Origin of the sequence: Sphingobium terrigena, assembly GCF_003591655.1 — a bacterium.
Taxonomy (GTDB): domain Bacteria; phylum Pseudomonadota; class Alphaproteobacteria; order Sphingomonadales; family Sphingomonadaceae; genus Sphingobium; species Sphingobium terrigena.
This window is the reverse complement of sequence record NZ_QVRA01000002.1, coordinates 122,618-138,276: the sequence shown is the minus strand read 5'-3', so window position 1 is coordinate 138,276 and position 15,659 is coordinate 122,618. Positions and strand designations below refer to the sequence as shown.

Here is a 15,659-nt window from a genome sequence, read left to right as displayed (position 1 = left end):
GATGGTCCGCATGACAACGCTGGTCAAGGGCTGAGGCGGGTGAGTTTATTGCAAGTGCGTCGTCATGGCGCGCAATGGGGGTGAGGCGTGGGCGGATTTGCAGCTTGGTAGGATTCGGGTTCCCTCGCTTTCACGGAAGGGAGGTTGCACAAGACTTTCCGTTATCAATTCAACGTCATGCTGAATTTATTTCAGCATCCATTTCTCGGCACAAACAACTGCTTGAGCGGGAGAAATAGATCCTGAAACAAGTTCAGGATGACGATGAAGGTGGGGGCGGTTTCATATGCGGTAGCCTTGTCCTTGCAGGGATGCCACCTTGGTCTGCTCTACATTAGCGCAGCGTCATGCGCCGACTTGCGCCTTGCTGACATCCAGCATCTTGCCGTTGGTGATGACGACGAGGTCGCCGGGCTTGGTCACACCGAACAGTTTTTGGGCGAATTCCTTCGGCACACCGATGCAGCCATGGGTGCCGCGGCCCCATTGCACATCGCTGCCGTGGATGAACACGCCATCGTTGGTCAGGCGCTGCGCGAAGGGCATGGGGGCATTGTCATAGGTGCGCGAATAATAGTCGGCATGTTTGGCCATGATCGGGAAGGCGCCCAGCGGGCTGGGCTTGTCGGTCGCGCCGTAGAGGATGACGGCGGCCCCAATCTCGTACCCGGCACGGAATACGGAGAGGGTTTGCGCGCGCAGGTCCACGGTGATGATGACCGGGCCGGTCGCTGGCGCGCCATTTTCGTCCCAGGCAAAGTCGCCATGGCGGAACGGGCCGTCGATCTTCAGCACGCGCTTGACGCGCAGCGCTGCGGGATCGACCGCCATGCCCTGATCACTGCTCCGTTCTACCGGCTTTGCGGGCGTGGGGGTGGATGCGGCGACCGGCTGGGCAACGGGCGCCGCTTCTTCGGCGGCGGGCCGGTCGATCCAGTTGGTCACCAGCAGGCCGACGCCCGCCAGCGCTGCGCCGATCGCCAGCTTGGGTCCGGCGCTTTTCGCCAGCGCCTTGAGCAATCCCGCCATGTCCGTCCTCGCTTATGTCCAGTCGGCGCGACCCTAGCGCCAAAAGGTTAAGCTCAGCCTTCGCGCGCGACTTCCGCCGCCGCGATGGCAGTGAGGTTCAGGATGCCGCGCGAGGTGACGCCGGGCGTCAGCACATGGATGGGTTGTTTCAGGCCCATCAGCATCGGCCCGACCGTGGGCGAGCTGGAGGAGGCGGAGAGCGCCGTCAGGGTGATGTTGGCCGCGTCCAGATTGGGCATGACCAGCAGATTGGCCGGGCCTTCAAAGCGCGAATCGGGGATGAGGCGCTCACGCAACGACTGGCTGAGCGCCGCGTCGGCGTGCATTTCGCCATCGACCATCAGCTCGGGTGCGGCTTCGCGCACCAGCTTGAGCGCCGATCGCATCTTGCGCGCGCTGTTGCTGTGCGATGCGCCGAAATTGGAGTGCGACAGCAGGGCCGCGCGCGGGGTCAGGCCGAAATTGAGCAATTCGGTCGCCGCCAGCAGGGTCATTTCGGCAATCTGTTCGGGCGTCGGATCGGGCACCATATGCGTGTCGGTGATGAACAGCGCACCTGCGTCCAGGATCAGGCCCGACAGCGCATAGACGCGGCTCTGACCCGGCACCCGGTCTATGATGCGCAGCACATGTTCGACCTGGCCCCAATATTCGCTGTTGCCGCCGACCAGCGCGGCATCGACCCGACCGGTGCGCAGCAGCAAGGCGGCTGTCACGGTCGGGCGGCGATAGACATGGCGGATGACTTCGGCAGCGGGCACGCCCCGGCGCGAGGCGACGGCGCGATAGGCTTCGACCAGTTCGCCCATGACCAGATGATCGGTTTCGGGGTCGATCACCTCGACATCGCGGTCCAGCTGGAACCGCAGGCCAAGGTCGGGTAGCTTCTGGTTCAGGATGCGGCGACGCGCGACGATGACGGGGCGGACAATGCCTTCGTCCAGCGCGTCCTGAATGGCGCGCAGCACGCGCTCATCCTCGCCTTCGCCATAGGCGATGCGGCGGTTGCCGCCGCGGGCGGCCTCGAACACCGGCATCATCAGCTGACCCGACCGGGCGCTCTGGCGCGACAGGCTGCGCTTATAGTCTTCCAGGTCGATCGGGCGACGGGCGACGCCGCTGTCCATCGCCGCCTTCGCCACGGCGGGCGCGATCTCTGCGATCAGGCGCGGGTCGAACGGGGTGGGGATGATGTAGTCCGGGCCGAACACCAGTTTCCGGCCGCCATAGGCCTGCGCCACGCTGTCATGCGCGGGCAGGCGGGCGAGGCCGGCAATGGCTTCGGCAGCGGCGGCCTTCATCGCTTCGTTGATCTGGGTCGCGCCCACGTCCAGCGCGCCGCGGAAGATATAGGGGAAGCACAGGACGTTATTGACCTGATTGGGATAGTCCGAGCGGCCCGTCGCAATGATCGCGTCAGGGCGGACTTCGCGCGCGGCTTCGGGGCGGATTTCGGGCTCCGGGTTGGCCAGCGCGAAGATCAGCGGGTTGGGGGCCATCAGCGGCAACCATTCGGGCTTCAACACGCCGGGGGCAGAGAGGCCGAGAAACAGGTTGGCGCCGGGCAGTACGTCGGGCAGGGTGCGGGCGTTGGTGACGCGGGCATAGCGCGCCATGTTGGGCAGCATCCCTTCGCGCCCTGAATGGATGACGCCATCCTTGTCGGTCATGGTGACATTATCGACTGGCAGGCCCATCGACACGAGCAGGTCGACGCAGGCCAGCGCTGCGGCACCTGCGCCCGATGTCACCAGCTTGGCGTCTGCCAGCGTCTTGCCCTGCAACACCAGCGCGTTGCGCACGGCGGCGGCGACGACAATGGCTGTGCCATGCTGATCGTCATGAAAGACCGGGATATTCATCCGTTCCTTCAGCCGCGCCTCGATCGCGAAACATTCGGGGGCCTTGATATCCTCAAGATTGATGCCGCCGAAGGTCGGCTCCATCAGGGCTACGGCCTCGACGAATTTGTCGGCGTCGGTCGTGTCGATTTCGATATCGAACACGTCGATGTCGGCGAATTTCTTGAAGAGGACCGCCTTGCCCTCCATCACCGGCTTGGACGCCAGTGCGCCGATCGCGCCGAGGCCAAGGACGGCGGTGCCGTTGGTGATGACCGCGACCAGATTGCCGCGCGCGGTATAATCGAGCGCCTTGTCGGGATCGGCAGCGATCTCCATGCAGGGCGCGGCGACACCGGGCGAATAGGCCAGCGCCAGATCGCGCTGGTTGACCATTCGCTTGGTCGGTTCGATGCGGAGCTTTCCGGGCCGGGGAAAGCGATGATAGTCGAGGGCGGCGCGGCGGGTATTATCGTCCATGCGATGCCCTTAGAGGCGCGGCGCGCCGGGGGCAATGGCCGAGCGCTCCCAGGGTGGGGCAGGCGCATAGAGTTGGACAAGAAAATCGACAAAGGCGGTGATGGCGAGCGGCGGATTATGCTGCGGCAGTTGCACGGCGAACAGACCAACGTCCGCTGAGCCTTCAAAATCCGGCAAAATCTGCCGAACTTCGCCGCGCGCCAAGGCGTCGCTGATATCCCACAAGGACCGTAGCGCGATGCCGCCGCCCGCCAGCGCGATTTCGCGGACGACTTCACTGCTGTTGGTGCGGACATGGCTGCGACCTTCCACCATGACCGGACCCTTTGGCCCGACCAGCCGCCAGGGCATCTGGCCGTCGGCAGCGAGCAGGCGATGGCTTTTGAGGTCGGCGATGCGCCGCGGTGTGCCGAAGCGGTCGAGATAGGCGGGGGCGGCGCAGAGGATGCGGCGGTTGGTGGCGAGACGACGGGCGGTGAGCGTTGGGCCGGGATCGGCAGTGATGCGGATGGCGAGGTCCGCGCGCGCTTCGATCAGGTCGGCGAAATCATCGGACAGGTTGAGCGTCAGGTCGACGCGGGGATGGTCGTCGAGGAAGCGGGGGAGCCAGGGGGCGAGATGGAGGCGACCAAAGGATGTGGGGGCGGTGATGCGCAGCGGCCCGGCGGCGACCGCCGACACGCCCGACACGCGCCGTTCGGCCTCGTCGAGCGCGGCCAATATGGTGCGCAGATCGGCGTGGAGCCGCTCGCCAGCCGGGGTGAGGGCCAGGCGGCGGGTGGTGCGGTGGATCAGCCGCGCGCCCAGTCGCTCCTCCAGCCGGGCGAGGCGCTTGGACATCATGGCAGGTGAAATATGCAGGCGGCGGCCCGCGGCGGCGAGGCCACCTTCGTCCACTATGGTCGTGAAGAGTTCATGGTCCGGGTCCATCATATTCATTCACCTTGGGAAATACTATGTTCGTATAATAGTGAATATACGACATAATGGAAAAACTCTATGGGTGTCGGCAATCAAGGAGTGGAATGATGACCGAACGCATGATCGACAGGGCCGGCCTTCAGGTCGCAGCATCGCTCGCCGATTTTATCGACAGTCAGGCGCTGCCCGGCACGGGTATCGCACCCGACGCTTTCTGGGCCGGGACGGCCGATATTTTCGCACGCTTTACGCCCGACAATATCGCGTTGCTGCGCAAGCGCGACACGATGCAGGCGCAGATCGACAGTTGGCATGAGCAGCGCGCCGGGCAGCCGCATGACGCCGCCGCCTATCAGGCGTTTTTGCGCGAGATTGGCTATCTGGTCGCCGAACCGGCGCCTTTTACGATCGGCAGCGAGAATGTCGATGATGAGGTTGCGCGGCTGGCCGGGCCGCAGCTGGTCGTTCCCATTCTCAACGCCCGATTCCTGCTCAACGCGGCCAATGCGCGCTGGGGCAGCCTTTATGATGCGCTTTACGGCACGGATGCGATTCCCGGCGCGGCGGCGGGCAAGGGCTATGACGCCGCGCGCGGCGCGCAGGTCATTGCATGGGCCAAGGCGTTTCTGGACGAGGCGATTCCGCTGGCCAATGGCAGTTGGGCTGATCTGGCAGGCGACGAGATCATCCTCGCCGATCCGGCGCAATTTCTGGGGCGGAGCGCCAAGGGGCGCCTGTTCCGTCATAATGGCCTGCATATCGAAGTTGTTTTCGACAGCGCGCATCCGATTGGCGCGACCGATCCGTCGGGCATTTCCGATGTCATCCTGGAATCGGCACTGACAGCGATCTGCGATCTGGAGGATTCGATCGCGGCGGTCGATGCGCAGGACAAGGTTGCCGCCTATGCCAACTGGCTGGGGCTGATGAAGGGCGACCTGACCGAGACGTTCGAGAAGGGCGGCGCGATGATGACCCGCGCACTCAATCCCGACCGTGCCTACACAGCGCCGGACGGCAGCGGTTTTACGCTGCCGGGGCGCAGCCTGTTGTTCGTTCGCAATGTCGGGCATCTGATGACGACGCCCGCGATCCGCCTGCCCAATGGCGACGAGGCACCCGAAGGCATATTGGACGGTATCGTCACCAGCCTGATCGCCATGCACGATCTGGCGCGGGAGGGCGGCAACAGCCGGGCGGGCAGCGTCTACATCGTGAAGCCCAAGATGCACGGGCCGGAAGAAGCCGGCTTCACCAACGCCCTGTTCGACGCGATCGAGGATATGCTGGGCATGACGCGCCATACGCTGAAAGTCGGCGTCATGGATGAGGAACGGCGCACGTCTGCCAATCTGGCCGCCTGCATCCATGCCGTCCGCGACCGGATCGTCTTCATCAACACCGGCTTCCTCGATCGCACCGGGGACGAGATGCACACGTCGATGCAGGCCGGGCCGATGATCCGCAAGGGCGAGATGAAGAGCAGCGACTGGATCGCCGCCTATGAGGATCGAAACGTCCAGATCGGCCTTGCCTGCGGGCTGTCGGGCCGGGCGCAGATCGGCAAGGGGATGTGGGCTGCGCCTGATCGCATGGCCGACATGCTGGAGCAGAAGGCCGGGCATCCCCGGACGGGGGCGAACACGGCCTGGGTGCCGTCGCCGACCGCCGCGACGCTGCACGCGACCCATTATCACCGGATCGACGTTTTTGCCCGGCAGGAGGAGCGCAAGGCGGAGGGGATTGCCTCGCTCGACCGGCTGCTGGCGATTCCCGTCGCGACCGGGCGTAACTGGTCGGAGGAAGAGATTGCCCAGGAACTGGATAATAATGCGCAGGGCATGTTGGGCTATGTCGTCCGCTGGATCGACCAGGGGGTCGGCTGTTCCAAGGTTCCCGACATTCACGACATCGGCCTGATGGAGGATCGCGCGACGCTGCGCATTTCATCGCAGCATATGGCCAACTGGCTGCTGCACGGCGTCTGCACGGAGGCGCAGGTCGATGCGGCGCTGACGCGGATGGCGGCGAAGGTCGATGCGCAAAATGCGGGCGATCCGCTCTATCAGCCGATGAGCGGACGGGAAGCGGAAAGCCTGGCCTTTCAGGCGGCGCGGGCGCTGGTGTTCGAGGGCGTTGAACAGCCCAACGGCTATACCGAGCCGCTGCTGCACGCCTGGCGCGCGCGGGCCAAGGCGCAGGCGGCACTTGAACCGGCATAAGTGGGGACGAAGCAGCTTTTTGATGGGTCGGGGCGTTCTCTCCTATATTTGATGGGAGAGTATCGTCTTGAAACAGTCTCTGCTTGTAGCGGCTCTATGCTGTTCGGCTTGCAACATGTCGGTGACGGAGGCGAATGACAGCGCCGCCGACCGCCAAGGCGAGGAGCAAGCCGCGCCGCAGCCCGCGGCTGACCCCTATGCCTTTATCGTGCAGCCCGAACCTGCGGGAACGCCGCCGCGTGTGGAATCGATCCTGCAAGCGCAGGTGGCGCTTGATCGGGCGGGTTTTTCGCCCGGCGTGCTGGATGGCAAGGAGGGCATGTCCTTCACCAAGGCGCTGACCGGCTTCCAGCAGGCGCGCGGACTGACGCCCAATGGGCAATATGACGAGGCTACCGCCAAGGCGTTGCTGGGCGATGCGCCGCCGCCCGCAACCTGGCTGGTGCAAGTGCCGGATGGCTTTGCGCGCGGGCCTTTTGCGGTGCTGCCCAAGGGGTTGAACGAGCAGGCGAAGTTGCCCGCTCTGTCCTATCGCAATCTGCTGGAGAAGCTGGCGGAGCGGTTTCATACGACGCCGGAGGTGCTGGTGGCGCTAAACCAGCCCGGCACGAAGGTTGGCGCAGGGGCGACGATCCGGGTGCCAGCGGTCGCCAATCAGCCGGTCGCGACTATCGAGGGTGATGAGCGCGGCTGGGGTGAGACGCTGGCGGGGCTGGCGGTCGCGAAGGACCAGCCCAAGGCCGATCATATCGTGGTCGACAAGTCTGAAGGGCTGCTCAAAGTCTATGACGCCAATGACAAGATGATCGCGCAATTCCCCGCGACGACTGGGTCGCAGCATGATCCGTTGCCGATCGGCAACTGGACGGTGAAGGGCGTCAGCCGCAATCCCGATTTCCATTATAATCCAGACCTGTTCTGGGACGCGGCGGCCAAGGATGAGAAGGCCGTGCTCAAGCCCGGACCCAACGGCCCGGTGGGCGTGGTGTGGATCGACCTGTCGAAGGACCATTATGGCATCCATGGGACGCCGGAGCCGCAGAACATCGGCCGGACCCAAAGCCATGGCTGCATCCGCCTGACCAATTGGGACGCGGCGCGGCTGGCGCAGATGGTGCAGGGCGGCATGAAGGCGGTGTTCCAGCCGTGAGGCTGAGTGTGCGAAGGCGGGGCGGGGTGGTGCTGGCGCTGCTAGCCTGCATCGCCTTTGCGCATTTTTGCGTGCGGATCGTGCCGGGTGATGGACCAGAGCCGTCCGCTAAGCGCGTGGGTGGGACTCTGGTTATTCCTGTCGAGGATGTGCCACCTGCCGCTTTGACTGACACCTTCACCCAGGCGAGGGACTCCGGCGCGCGGCCTCACGACGCGATCGACATCATGGCGCCACGCGGCAGCGCGGTGATCGCGGCGACGGACGGTCGGATCGAAAAACTGTTCTGGAGCGATGCGGGCGGGCGAACGCTCTATCTGCGTTCACCAGACCGGCGGACGCTCTATTATTACGCGCATCTGGACGGCTATGCGCCCGGCGTGCGCGAGGGGCTGGCGGTGCGGCGGGGGGAACGGATCGCGCGCGTGGGGAGCAGCGGCAATGCCGATCCGGCGGGGCCGCATCTCCACTTCGCGGTCCACGCCATCGCGCCGGGCGAGCCATGGCATGGCGGGCGTCCGGTCAACCCCTATCCGCTGCTGACCGGCTCGCGTTGACGCCCCTCTTGCCCTATAGCCCGTCTGTCTGTATTGGCCCGCGCAGCCTTTTTAACGAAGGCGCGGCTCTTTTCACCACAGACATACAGGCAGGCTCTTCCCATGAAGATCAGCGGCGTGGACATTCGTCCCGGCAACAATATCGAATATGAGGGCGGCCTGTGGCGCGCTGTCAAGATTCAGCACACCCAGCCCGGCAAGGGCGGCGCCTATATGCAGGTGGAGCTGAAAAACCTGATCGACGGCCGCAAGAATAATGTCCGCTTCCGCTCCGCCGAGAGCGTCGAGCGCATCCGGCTCGACACCAAGGATTTCCAATATCTCTATGCCGAAGGCGACATGCTCGTTTTCATGGATCAGGAAACCTATGAGCAGATCAATCTGCCGCAGGAATTGCTGGGTGATGCGGCCGATTTCCTGCAGGACGGCATGGAAGTGACGCTGGAAATGTATGAAGAGCGGCCGATTTCGGTACAGTTGCCCGACACGATCGAAGCGACCGTGGTGGAGGCCGACGCCGTGGTGAAGGGGCAGACCGCCTCTGCCAGCTACAAGCCCGCGATCCTGGACAATGGCGTGCGCGTCATGGTGCCACCGCACATCGTCAGCGGCACGCGCATCGTCGTCGATGTGTACGCCCGCGAATATGTGAAGCGCGCGGACTGACGCGACCTCAAAGTCCCCCTCCCGCGTGCGTGAGGGGTTAGGGGAGGGCGTGTCTCGCCCTCTCCATAACATGCCCTCCCCCGACCCCTCCCGCCAGCGAGAGGGGAGAAAGACAGTAATATGGCATCCCACTCAGGCCTTCTCACCGTCATGGAACGCGCCGCGCGCAAGGCCGGCTCCAAGCTGCGCCGCGACTTTGGCGAGGTCGAGCATCTTCAGGTGTCGCGCAAGGGACCGGCCGATTTCGTGTCCAAGGCCGACAAGCAGTCGGAAAAGACGCTGGTGGAGGAATTGCAGAAGGCGCGGCCCGACTGGGGTTTCCTGCTGGAAGAGGGCGGGGTGATCGAGGGCGATCCGACCAAGCCGCGCTGGATCATCGATCCGCTCGATGGCACCACCAACTTCCTGCACGGCATCCCGCATTTCGCCATCTCGATCGCGGTCGAAGAGCCGCTTTATGGTGGCAAGCGCGAGATCACGACGGGCCTGGTTTATCAGCCCTTTTCCGACGAAAGCTATTGGGCCGAAAAGAGCCGCGGCGCGTGGCGGCATGACCAGCGGCTGCGCGTGTCGGCGCGGCGTGACATGGGCGAATGCCTGATCGCGACCGGCATTCCCTTCATGGGCCATGGTGATTTTGCGCAATGGACCCGCATTTTCGGCGCGGTCGCGCCGTCGGTCGCGGGGATTCGCCGTTTCGGCGCGGCTTCGCTTGATCTCGCCCATGTGGCGTCGGGCCGCTATGACGGTTTCTGGGAAAGCGGCCTCCAGCCCTGGGACGTGGCCGCCGGCATGTTGCTGGTGCGCGAAGCGGGCGGTTTCGTGTCGGATTTCCGCGGCGGCGATCAGGCGATCGAGCGCAAGGAAATCATCGCGGGCAATGACGCGATCCACAGCAAATTGCACAAGCTGGTCGCGAACGCCCTGCGCTAAGGTCCATCTAGGCCAAGCGCTTCAGGGGCTTGGCCTTTTTGCGATTCATTCTCAGCCTTTAGGCCCCTTGCTTCGCATATGCAGCAGGCCTAAAGCGCCCCCACAACCTTTTCGCCCAGGGGATAACGTTGGTCGATCTTGCCCAATATCTGCCGATCCTGATCTTTCTTGGGGTCGCTTTGCTGCTCTCCAGCGCGTTCGTCTTTCTGCCGATGCTGGTGGGCCGCCTGACCGGCGCGCACAAGCCGGACCCGGACAAGCTCAGCGAATATGAATGCGGCTTTCCCGCATTTGAAGAACCGCGCAGCCAGTTCGACGTCCGCTTCTATCTGGTGGCGATCCTCTTCATCATCTTCGATCTTGAAGCGGCGTTCCTGTTTCCCTGGGCGGTGAGCCTCGACCAGATCGGCTGGGCCGGCTGGACGACGATGATGATTTTCATAGCGGAGCTGGTGCTCGGTCTCGTCTATGCGTGGAAGAAGGGAGCACTCGATTGGGAGTAGAACTCACTAGCCCGGTGCCCGGCACGATGCCGCCCGTTGGGACGCAGCCCGATCAGGACTTTTTCAACTCGCTCAACAGCGAAGTGAATGACAAGGGTTTCCTGGTCACATCGACCGAGGATCTGTTCACCTGGGCGCGCACCGGTTCGCTGTGGTGGATGACGTTCGGTCTGGCCTGCTGCGCGGTCGAGATGATCCACGTCAACATGCCGCGTTACGACATGGAGCGTTTCGGCGCTGCCCCGCGCGCATCCCCGCGCCAGAGCGATGTGATGATCGTCGCGGGCACGCTGTGCAACAAGATGGCTCCCGCGTTGCGCAAGGTTTACGACCAGATGTCGGAACCGAAATATGTGATTTCCATGGGCAGCTGCGCCAATGGCGGTGGCTATTATCACTACAGCTATTCGGTAGTGCGCGGTTGTGACCGGATCGTGCCGGTCGACATCTATGTGCCGGGTTGCCCGCCGACTGCCGAAGCCTTGCTCTATGGCGTGATGCAGTTGCAGCGGAAGATCCGCCGGATCGGGACGATTGAGCGTTAAGATGGGCCATTCCGCACCGAAAATCGCGACCATCGAGGGGATCACGCAGGAAATCGAGGCGATCCTCGGTTCGATGCTGGTCGAGACGGTCGATCATGCCGATGAGCTGAGCTTCACCGTGCTGCGCGACGCGCTGCCGCAGGCGATGACGCTGCTGCGTGATCGTGCGCAGTATCAGCAGTTGATGGAGATTGCAGGCGTCGATTATCCCGACCGTCCCGAACGGTTCGAGGTCGCCTATCATCTGCTCAGCGTGACCCGGAACCATCGCATCCGCGTGAAGGTGTCGACCGATGAGGATTTGCCGGTGCCGACCGTCACGCACATCTGGCCCGTTGCGGGCTGGCTGGAGCGCGAAGTGTTCGACATGTATGGCGTGGTGTTTGAGGGCAATACCGACCTGCGCCGCATCCTGACCGATTACGGCTTCAAGGGACATCCGCAGCGCAAGGACTTCCCGCTAACCGGCTATGTCGAGCTGCGCTATTCCGAAGAGGATAAGCGCGTCGTCTATGAGCCGGTGAAGCTGGCGCAGGACTTTCGCAGCTTCGACTTCATGTCGCCATGGGAAGGCGCGGAATATATTTTGCCGGGTGACGAGAAGGCGAAGGGCGAAGCGCCCGGCGCGCCGACGCCCGCTGCCCCGGCTGCCTTCACGCCCAAGACGACCGAGAAGAAGGCAGACACCGGCGCTGGCGAAGCGGCGAACAAGGCGTCGCAGGTCAAGTCGGCCGACGCGCCCGCCAAGCCTGCGTCCGCGACGGATGAAGGCAAGGGCGCCGCCAAGCCGGAGGACAAGGCATGAGTGTCAACCAACCTCCGTTCGCCCTGAGCTTGTCGAAGGGGTCGGCTGAGCTTGTCGAAGCCCCTTCACTTCGTTCAGGCGAGGGCTTCGACTTCGCTCAGCCTGAACGGATTATGGAGGCGGATCATGGCTGATTATCTCGAAAAGCTGGACCACCACACCGACGCCGCCGATCCGACCTATGGCGACACGGAAATCCAGAATTACACGATCAATTTCGGCCCGCAGCATCCCGCGGCGCACGGCGTGTTGCGCCTCGTCATGGAACTGGAGGGCGAGATTGTCGAACGCTGCGACCCGCATGTCGGGCTGCTGCATCGCGGCACAGAGAAGCTGATCGAATATAAGACCTATTTGCAGGCTTTGCCCTATTTCGACCGACTCGATTATTGCTCGCCGCTCGGCATGGAGCATAGCTATGTGCTGGCGATCGAGAAGCTGCTGAACCTGGAAGTGCCGCTGCGCGCGCAATATCTGCGCGTATTCTTCGCGGAACTGACCCGCATCTGCAATCATATGCTCAACCTTGGCAGCCACGTCATGGACGTGGGCGCGATGACGCCCAACCTGTGGCTGTTCGAGATTCGCGAGGATTGCCTCAATTTCTTCGAGCGCGCGTCGGGTGCGCGGATGCACAGCGCCTATTTCCGGCCTGGCGGCGTGCATCAGGATGTGCCGCTCAAGCTGCTCACCGACATTGCCGACTGGCTCGATGGTCGTTTGCCGCGCCTGTTCGAGGATGCGATCAGCCTTGTCGCAGACAACCGTATCTTCAAGCAGCGCAATGTCGATATCGCGATCGTGTCCAAGGAAGATGCGCTGAAATGGGGTTTTTCCGGCCCGATGCTGCGCGGCTCCGGCATTGCGTGGGACATTCGCAAGGCGCAGCCCTACGACGTCTATGACCGGGTCGATTTCGACGTGCCGGTCGGCACCCAATATGACTGCTATGATCGCTTCATGGTGCGCGTGGAGGAGGTCCGTCAGTCGGTGCGGATCATGAAACAGTGCCTGAACGACATGCCCGAAGGGCCAATCGCCAGCTTTGACCGCAAGGTGGTGCCGCCCAAGCGCGGCGAAATGAAGCGCTCGATGGAAGCGCTGATCCACCACTTCAAGCTCTATACCGAGGGCTTTCATGTGCCCGCCGGCGAAGTCTATGTCGCGACCGAAAGCCCCAAGGGCGAATTCGGCGTCTATCTGGTCGCGGACGGCAGCAACAAACCCTACCGTTGCAAGATCCGTCCGACCGCGTTCAGCCATTTGCAGGCGATGGACTTCATGATGAAGGGCCATATGCTGGCCGACGTCACGGCGGTGCTTGGCTCGATGGACATCGTGTTTGGGGAGTGTGACCGGTGAGGAAGGCGTTCTGGAAATACGCCTATTGGCGATACCAGAATCGTCCCATTAACCCGTTGGTTGAGTGGGCGCTAATCGTCTGGGGCGTTTTCTGGATTCTGCCCAATGCCTTGGCATTCATGCTGAGGTTTGATGCCGTTGCTACGGATGTCCGGGCGTATGCTTGGTTGGCAGTAGGAATTGTATTGTTGGCGGCGGGTTTGGCTCGTCGCACTATTCGTAAGGCTCAGGTGATCGGTGGCCAGTCGGCGCTGTATCGTAAGCGGTTGGAAGTTCTGAATGGCTGACGCACCCCATATCCCCGATGAAGCCGAAACCCGCGCGCGCTGGGGCAATTTCGCGTGGACGGCGGAAAATGCCGAACAGGTGAAAACCATCATCGCCCGCTATCCCGCCGGTCGCCAGCAGTCTGCGGTCATGCCGCTGCTCGACCTCGCCCAGCGGCAGGTGGGGGCGGAGACGCAGACGCAGGGGTGGCTGCCCGTGCCGGTGATGGAATATATCGGCGATCAGCTCGATATGCCCTATATGCGCGTCTATGAGGTCGCGACCTTCTACACCATGTATAATCTGGCGCCGGTTGGCCGCTATCATGTGCAGGTGTGCGGCACGACGCCCTGCATGTTGCGCGGCTCCGACGATGTGTTCGCGGCCTGCAAGAACAAGGGTCTGGTTAAGGGCGCGACGACGCCCGACGGCCTGTTCACGCTGACCGAAGTCGAATGCCTGGGCGCCTGTGCCAATGCGCCGATGGTGCAGATCAACGATGATAATTTCGAGGATCTGACCTATGACAGCATGAGCGCGGTGCTGGAAACGCTGGCGGCGGGTGGCCAGCCCAAGATCGGGCCGCAGATCGATCGGCAGACGAGCTGCCCGGAGGGTGGCCCGACGACGCTGAAAGAGATGGTCGAGGGCAATCATGATTATCGGGGGGCGTGGGCGTGAAGCGCCATTCTCTCTTCCTCCGTCATCCTGAACTTGTTTCAGGATCCATTTCGCCCCGCGCGCCTTCACTGAGGGTGGCACAGAAGGGTCGCGTTTTCGGCGTGCGAACCGCCTCGGCGGCCAAAACTGCGCCTGAACCACGATGGATGCTGAAACAAGTTCAGCATGACGGGTGTGGGTTGATGGGGAGCGCCGCCGCATGAGCGCCCTGATCGCCATCATCCTGGGGCTGATCATCTTCGTGATCGCGCTCAAGATTATCGGGGCGGTGCTGGGTCTGGTCATCGGGCTGGGACTGGCCGTCATTGTCTATTTCGTGGCTGAAAAACTGATCGGAAAGGGCCGCTGATGGCCGACGAAACCGCCCCTGTTGCGCCGCCGCCTCCACCGCCGTTCGTCGGCCCGCTGGAGGACCGGGATCGCATCTTCACCAATGTCCATGGTTTTCAGGACTGGGGGATCGACGCTGCTTGTCTGAGGGGCGACTGGGACAATACCAAGGCGCTGCTGGCGCTGGGCCAGGACGCGATCATCGACATCATGAAGGCGTCGAACCTGCGCGGCCGTGGCGGTGCGGGCTTCCCGACCGGCATGAAGTGGAGCTTCATGCCCAAGGAAAGCAAGGATGGCCGTCCGAGCTTCCTGGTGATCAACGCCGACGAATCCGAACCGGGTTCCTGCAAGGATCGCGAGATCATCCGCCACGATCCGCACAAGCTTATCGAGGGCGCGCTGGTCGCAGGCTTCGCAATGCGCGCGCGTGCTGCCTATATCTATATTCGCGGCGAGTTCATTTACGAAGCCAAGGTACTGTTTGCGGCGGTCGAGCAGGCCTATGCCAAGGGCTTCATCGGCAAAAATGCCTGCGGGTCGGGCTATGATTTCGACGTGTTCGTCCATCGCGGCGCGGGCGCTTACATCTGCGGCGAGGAAACCGCGCAGATTGAAAGCCTGGAGGGCAAGAAGGGCCAGCCGCGCCTGAAACCGCCTTTCCCGGCGGGCGCGGGCCTCTATGGCTGCCCCACCACGGTCAACAATGTCGAGAGTATCGCGGTTTCGCCGACGATCCTGCGGCGCGGCGCGGCCTGGTTCAACCGCTTCGGGCGCGAGGGCAATCGCGGCACCAAGCTGTTCCAGATCAGCGGCCATGTGAACAAGCCCTGCGTTGTCGAGGAATCGATGTCGATCCCGTTCCGCGAACTGATCGACCGCCATTGCGGCGGTATCCGTGGCGGCTGGGACAATCTGATGGCGGTGATCCCCGGCGGATCGTCGGTGCCTCTGGTCCCCGCGCGCGAAATCATGGACGCGCCGATGGATTTCGACGGGTTGAAGGCGGTTGGCTCCGGCCTTGGCACCGCCGCCGTCATCGTCATGGACAAGTCCACCGACATCGTCCGCGCCATTTCGCGGCTGTCCTATTTCTACAAGCATGAAAGCTGCGGCCAATGCACGCCATGCCGTGAAGGCACCGGATGGATGTGGCGTGTGATGGAACGGCTACGCACCGGCGATGCTGACCTGTCCGAAATCGACATGCTGCATCAGGTGACCAAGCAGGTCGAAGGCCACACCATCTGCGCGCTGGGCGACGCAGCGGCATGGCCGATCCAGGGGCTGATCAAGCATTTCCGACCGGAAATCGAACGGCGCATCAACGAGCGCGGCGCGCCGGTGATGGAGGCAGCGGAGTAATC

16 protein-coding genes are annotated in these 15,659 nt (G+C 63.2%); 13 read left to right on the top strand and 3 right to left on the bottom strand.

All coding sequences use genetic code 11. From position 1 onward, the window contains the following. Positions 1–345: 345 nt before the first annotated feature. The 3 genes from D0Z70_RS02680 to D0Z70_RS02670 are packed head-to-tail and all read right to left on the bottom strand — an operon-like array spanning position 346 to position 4,283. Positions 346–1,029 (bottom strand): L,D-transpeptidase family protein, encoded by a 684-nt coding sequence (locus tag D0Z70_RS02680; protein WP_119743858.1) that lies wholly within the window; start codon positions 1,027–1,029, stop codon positions 346–348. A gap of 53 nt (positions 1,030–1,082) precedes the next feature. Beyond that, positions 1,083–3,350 (bottom strand): NADP-dependent malic enzyme, encoded by a 2,268-nt coding sequence (locus tag D0Z70_RS02675; protein WP_119743857.1) that lies wholly within the window; start codon positions 3,348–3,350, stop codon positions 1,083–1,085. Positions 3,351–3,359: 9 nt separating this feature from the next. Beyond that, positions 3,360–4,283, bottom strand: coding sequence for a LysR family transcriptional regulator (locus tag D0Z70_RS02670; protein WP_119744081.1), 924 nt, complete (start codon positions 4,281–4,283; stop codon positions 3,360–3,362). 92 nt (positions 4,284–4,375) lie between these two features. On the opposite strand from D0Z70_RS02670, the gene D0Z70_RS02665 reads away from it, so the two are divergent. The 13 genes from D0Z70_RS02665 to nuoF all read left to right on the top strand — a co-directional run bounded on the left by D0Z70_RS02665 (position 4,376) and on the right by nuoF (position 15,657). Beyond that, positions 4,376–6,493 (top strand): malate synthase G, encoded by a 2,118-nt coding sequence (locus D0Z70_RS02665; RefSeq protein WP_420820354.1) that lies wholly within the window; start codon positions 4,376–4,378, stop codon positions 6,491–6,493. Positions 6,494–6,560: 67 nt separating this feature from the next. Further along, the gene (locus tag D0Z70_RS02660) at positions 6,561–7,643 is read left to right on the top strand and encodes a L,D-transpeptidase family protein (RefSeq protein ID WP_119743856.1); all 1,083 of its coding nucleotides are present in this window, start codon (positions 6,561–6,563) and stop codon (positions 7,641–7,643) included. Between the two features lie 2 nt (positions 7,644–7,645). Next, positions 7,646–8,200: a M23 family metallopeptidase gene (locus D0Z70_RS02655; RefSeq protein WP_182913832.1), complete on the top strand. Its 555-nt coding sequence runs from the start codon at positions 7,646–7,648 to the stop codon at positions 8,198–8,200. A gap of 102 nt (positions 8,201–8,302) precedes the next feature. After that, positions 8,303–8,866: an elongation factor P gene (gene efp, locus D0Z70_RS02650; protein ID WP_119743854.1), complete on the top strand. Its 564-nt coding sequence runs from the start codon at positions 8,303–8,305 to the stop codon at positions 8,864–8,866. A gap of 120 nt (positions 8,867–8,986) precedes the next feature. Then, the gene (locus tag D0Z70_RS02645; RefSeq protein ID WP_119743853.1) at positions 8,987–9,799 is read left to right on the top strand and encodes an inositol monophosphatase family protein; all 813 of its coding nucleotides are present in this window, start codon (positions 8,987–8,989) and stop codon (positions 9,797–9,799) included. A gap of 128 nt (positions 9,800–9,927) precedes the next feature. Beyond that, the gene (locus D0Z70_RS02640) at positions 9,928–10,302 is read left to right on the top strand and encodes an NADH-quinone oxidoreductase subunit A (RefSeq protein ID WP_119743852.1); all 375 of its coding nucleotides are present in this window, start codon (positions 9,928–9,930) and stop codon (positions 10,300–10,302) included. Then, positions 10,293–10,847 (top strand): NuoB/complex I 20 kDa subunit family protein, encoded by a 555-nt coding sequence (locus D0Z70_RS02635; protein WP_420820352.1) that lies wholly within the window; start codon positions 10,293–10,295, stop codon positions 10,845–10,847. The genes D0Z70_RS02640 and D0Z70_RS02635 overlap by 10 nt, the downstream gene beginning before the upstream one ends. A 1-nt stretch (position 10,848) precedes the next feature. Next, positions 10,849–11,652 (top strand): NADH-quinone oxidoreductase subunit C, encoded by an 804-nt coding sequence (locus D0Z70_RS02630; RefSeq protein WP_119743851.1) that lies wholly within the window; start codon positions 10,849–10,851, stop codon positions 11,650–11,652. 126 nt (positions 11,653–11,778) lie between these two features. After that, complete coding sequence (locus tag D0Z70_RS02625) at positions 11,779–13,014, top strand: NADH-quinone oxidoreductase subunit D (protein WP_119743850.1); 1,236 nt, start codon at positions 11,779–11,781, stop codon at positions 13,012–13,014. Next, a complete protein-coding gene (locus D0Z70_RS02620; RefSeq protein ID WP_119743849.1) occupies positions 13,011–13,301 on the top strand; it encodes a hypothetical protein in 291 nt (96 codons plus the stop codon). Before D0Z70_RS02625 ends, D0Z70_RS02620 begins: the two co-directional genes overlap by 4 nt. Next, a complete protein-coding gene (locus tag D0Z70_RS02615; RefSeq protein ID WP_119743848.1) occupies positions 13,294–13,962 on the top strand; it encodes a complex I 24 kDa subunit family protein in 669 nt (222 codons plus the stop codon). Before D0Z70_RS02620 ends, D0Z70_RS02615 begins: the two co-directional genes overlap by 8 nt. A 199-nt stretch (positions 13,963–14,161) precedes the next feature. Continuing rightward, entirely contained in the window at positions 14,162–14,311 is a 150-nt protein-coding gene (locus D0Z70_RS24785) for a hypothetical protein (RefSeq protein ID WP_182913813.1), read from the top strand. Beyond that, entirely contained in the window at positions 14,311–15,657 is a 1,347-nt protein-coding gene (nuoF, locus tag D0Z70_RS02610; protein ID WP_119743847.1) for an NADH-quinone oxidoreductase subunit NuoF, read from the top strand. The genes D0Z70_RS24785 and nuoF overlap by 1 nt, the downstream gene beginning before the upstream one ends. The last annotated feature ends 2 nt before the right edge of the window (positions 15,658–15,659 follow it).

What these genes read in the sequence shown, in the direction of transcription:
- D0Z70_RS02680 (WP_119743858.1), bottom strand. Translation starts at nt 1,029, where the DNA reads ATGGCGGGATTGCTCAAGGCGCTGGCGAAAAGCGCCGGACCCAAGCTG.
- D0Z70_RS02675 (WP_119743857.1), bottom strand. Translation starts at nt 3,350, where the DNA reads ATGGACGATAATACCCGCCGCGCCGCCCTCGACTATCATCGCTTTCCC.
- D0Z70_RS02670 (WP_119744081.1), bottom strand. Translation starts at nt 4,283, where the DNA reads ATGATGGACCCGGACCATGAACTCTTCACGACCATAGTGGACGAAGGT.
- D0Z70_RS02665 (WP_420820354.1), top strand. Translation starts at nt 4,376, where the DNA reads ATGATGACCGAACGCATGATCGACAGGGCCGGCCTTCAGGTCGCAGCA.
- efp (WP_119743854.1), top strand. Translation starts at nt 8,303, where the DNA reads ATGAAGATCAGCGGCGTGGACATTCGTCCCGGCAACAATATCGAATAT.
- D0Z70_RS02645 (WP_119743853.1), top strand. Translation starts at nt 8,987, where the DNA reads ATGGCATCCCACTCAGGCCTTCTCACCGTCATGGAACGCGCCGCGCGC.
- D0Z70_RS02630 (WP_119743851.1), top strand. Translation starts at nt 10,849, where the DNA reads ATGGGCCATTCCGCACCGAAAATCGCGACCATCGAGGGGATCACGCAG.
- D0Z70_RS02625 (WP_119743850.1), top strand. Translation starts at nt 11,779, where the DNA reads ATGGCTGATTATCTCGAAAAGCTGGACCACCACACCGACGCCGCCGAT.
- D0Z70_RS02615 (WP_119743848.1), top strand. Translation starts at nt 13,294, where the DNA reads ATGGCTGACGCACCCCATATCCCCGATGAAGCCGAAACCCGCGCGCGC.
- D0Z70_RS24785 (WP_182913813.1), top strand. Translation starts at nt 14,162, where the DNA reads ATGAGCGCCCTGATCGCCATCATCCTGGGGCTGATCATCTTCGTGATC.
- nuoF (WP_119743847.1), top strand. Translation starts at nt 14,311, where the DNA reads ATGGCCGACGAAACCGCCCCTGTTGCGCCGCCGCCTCCACCGCCGTTC.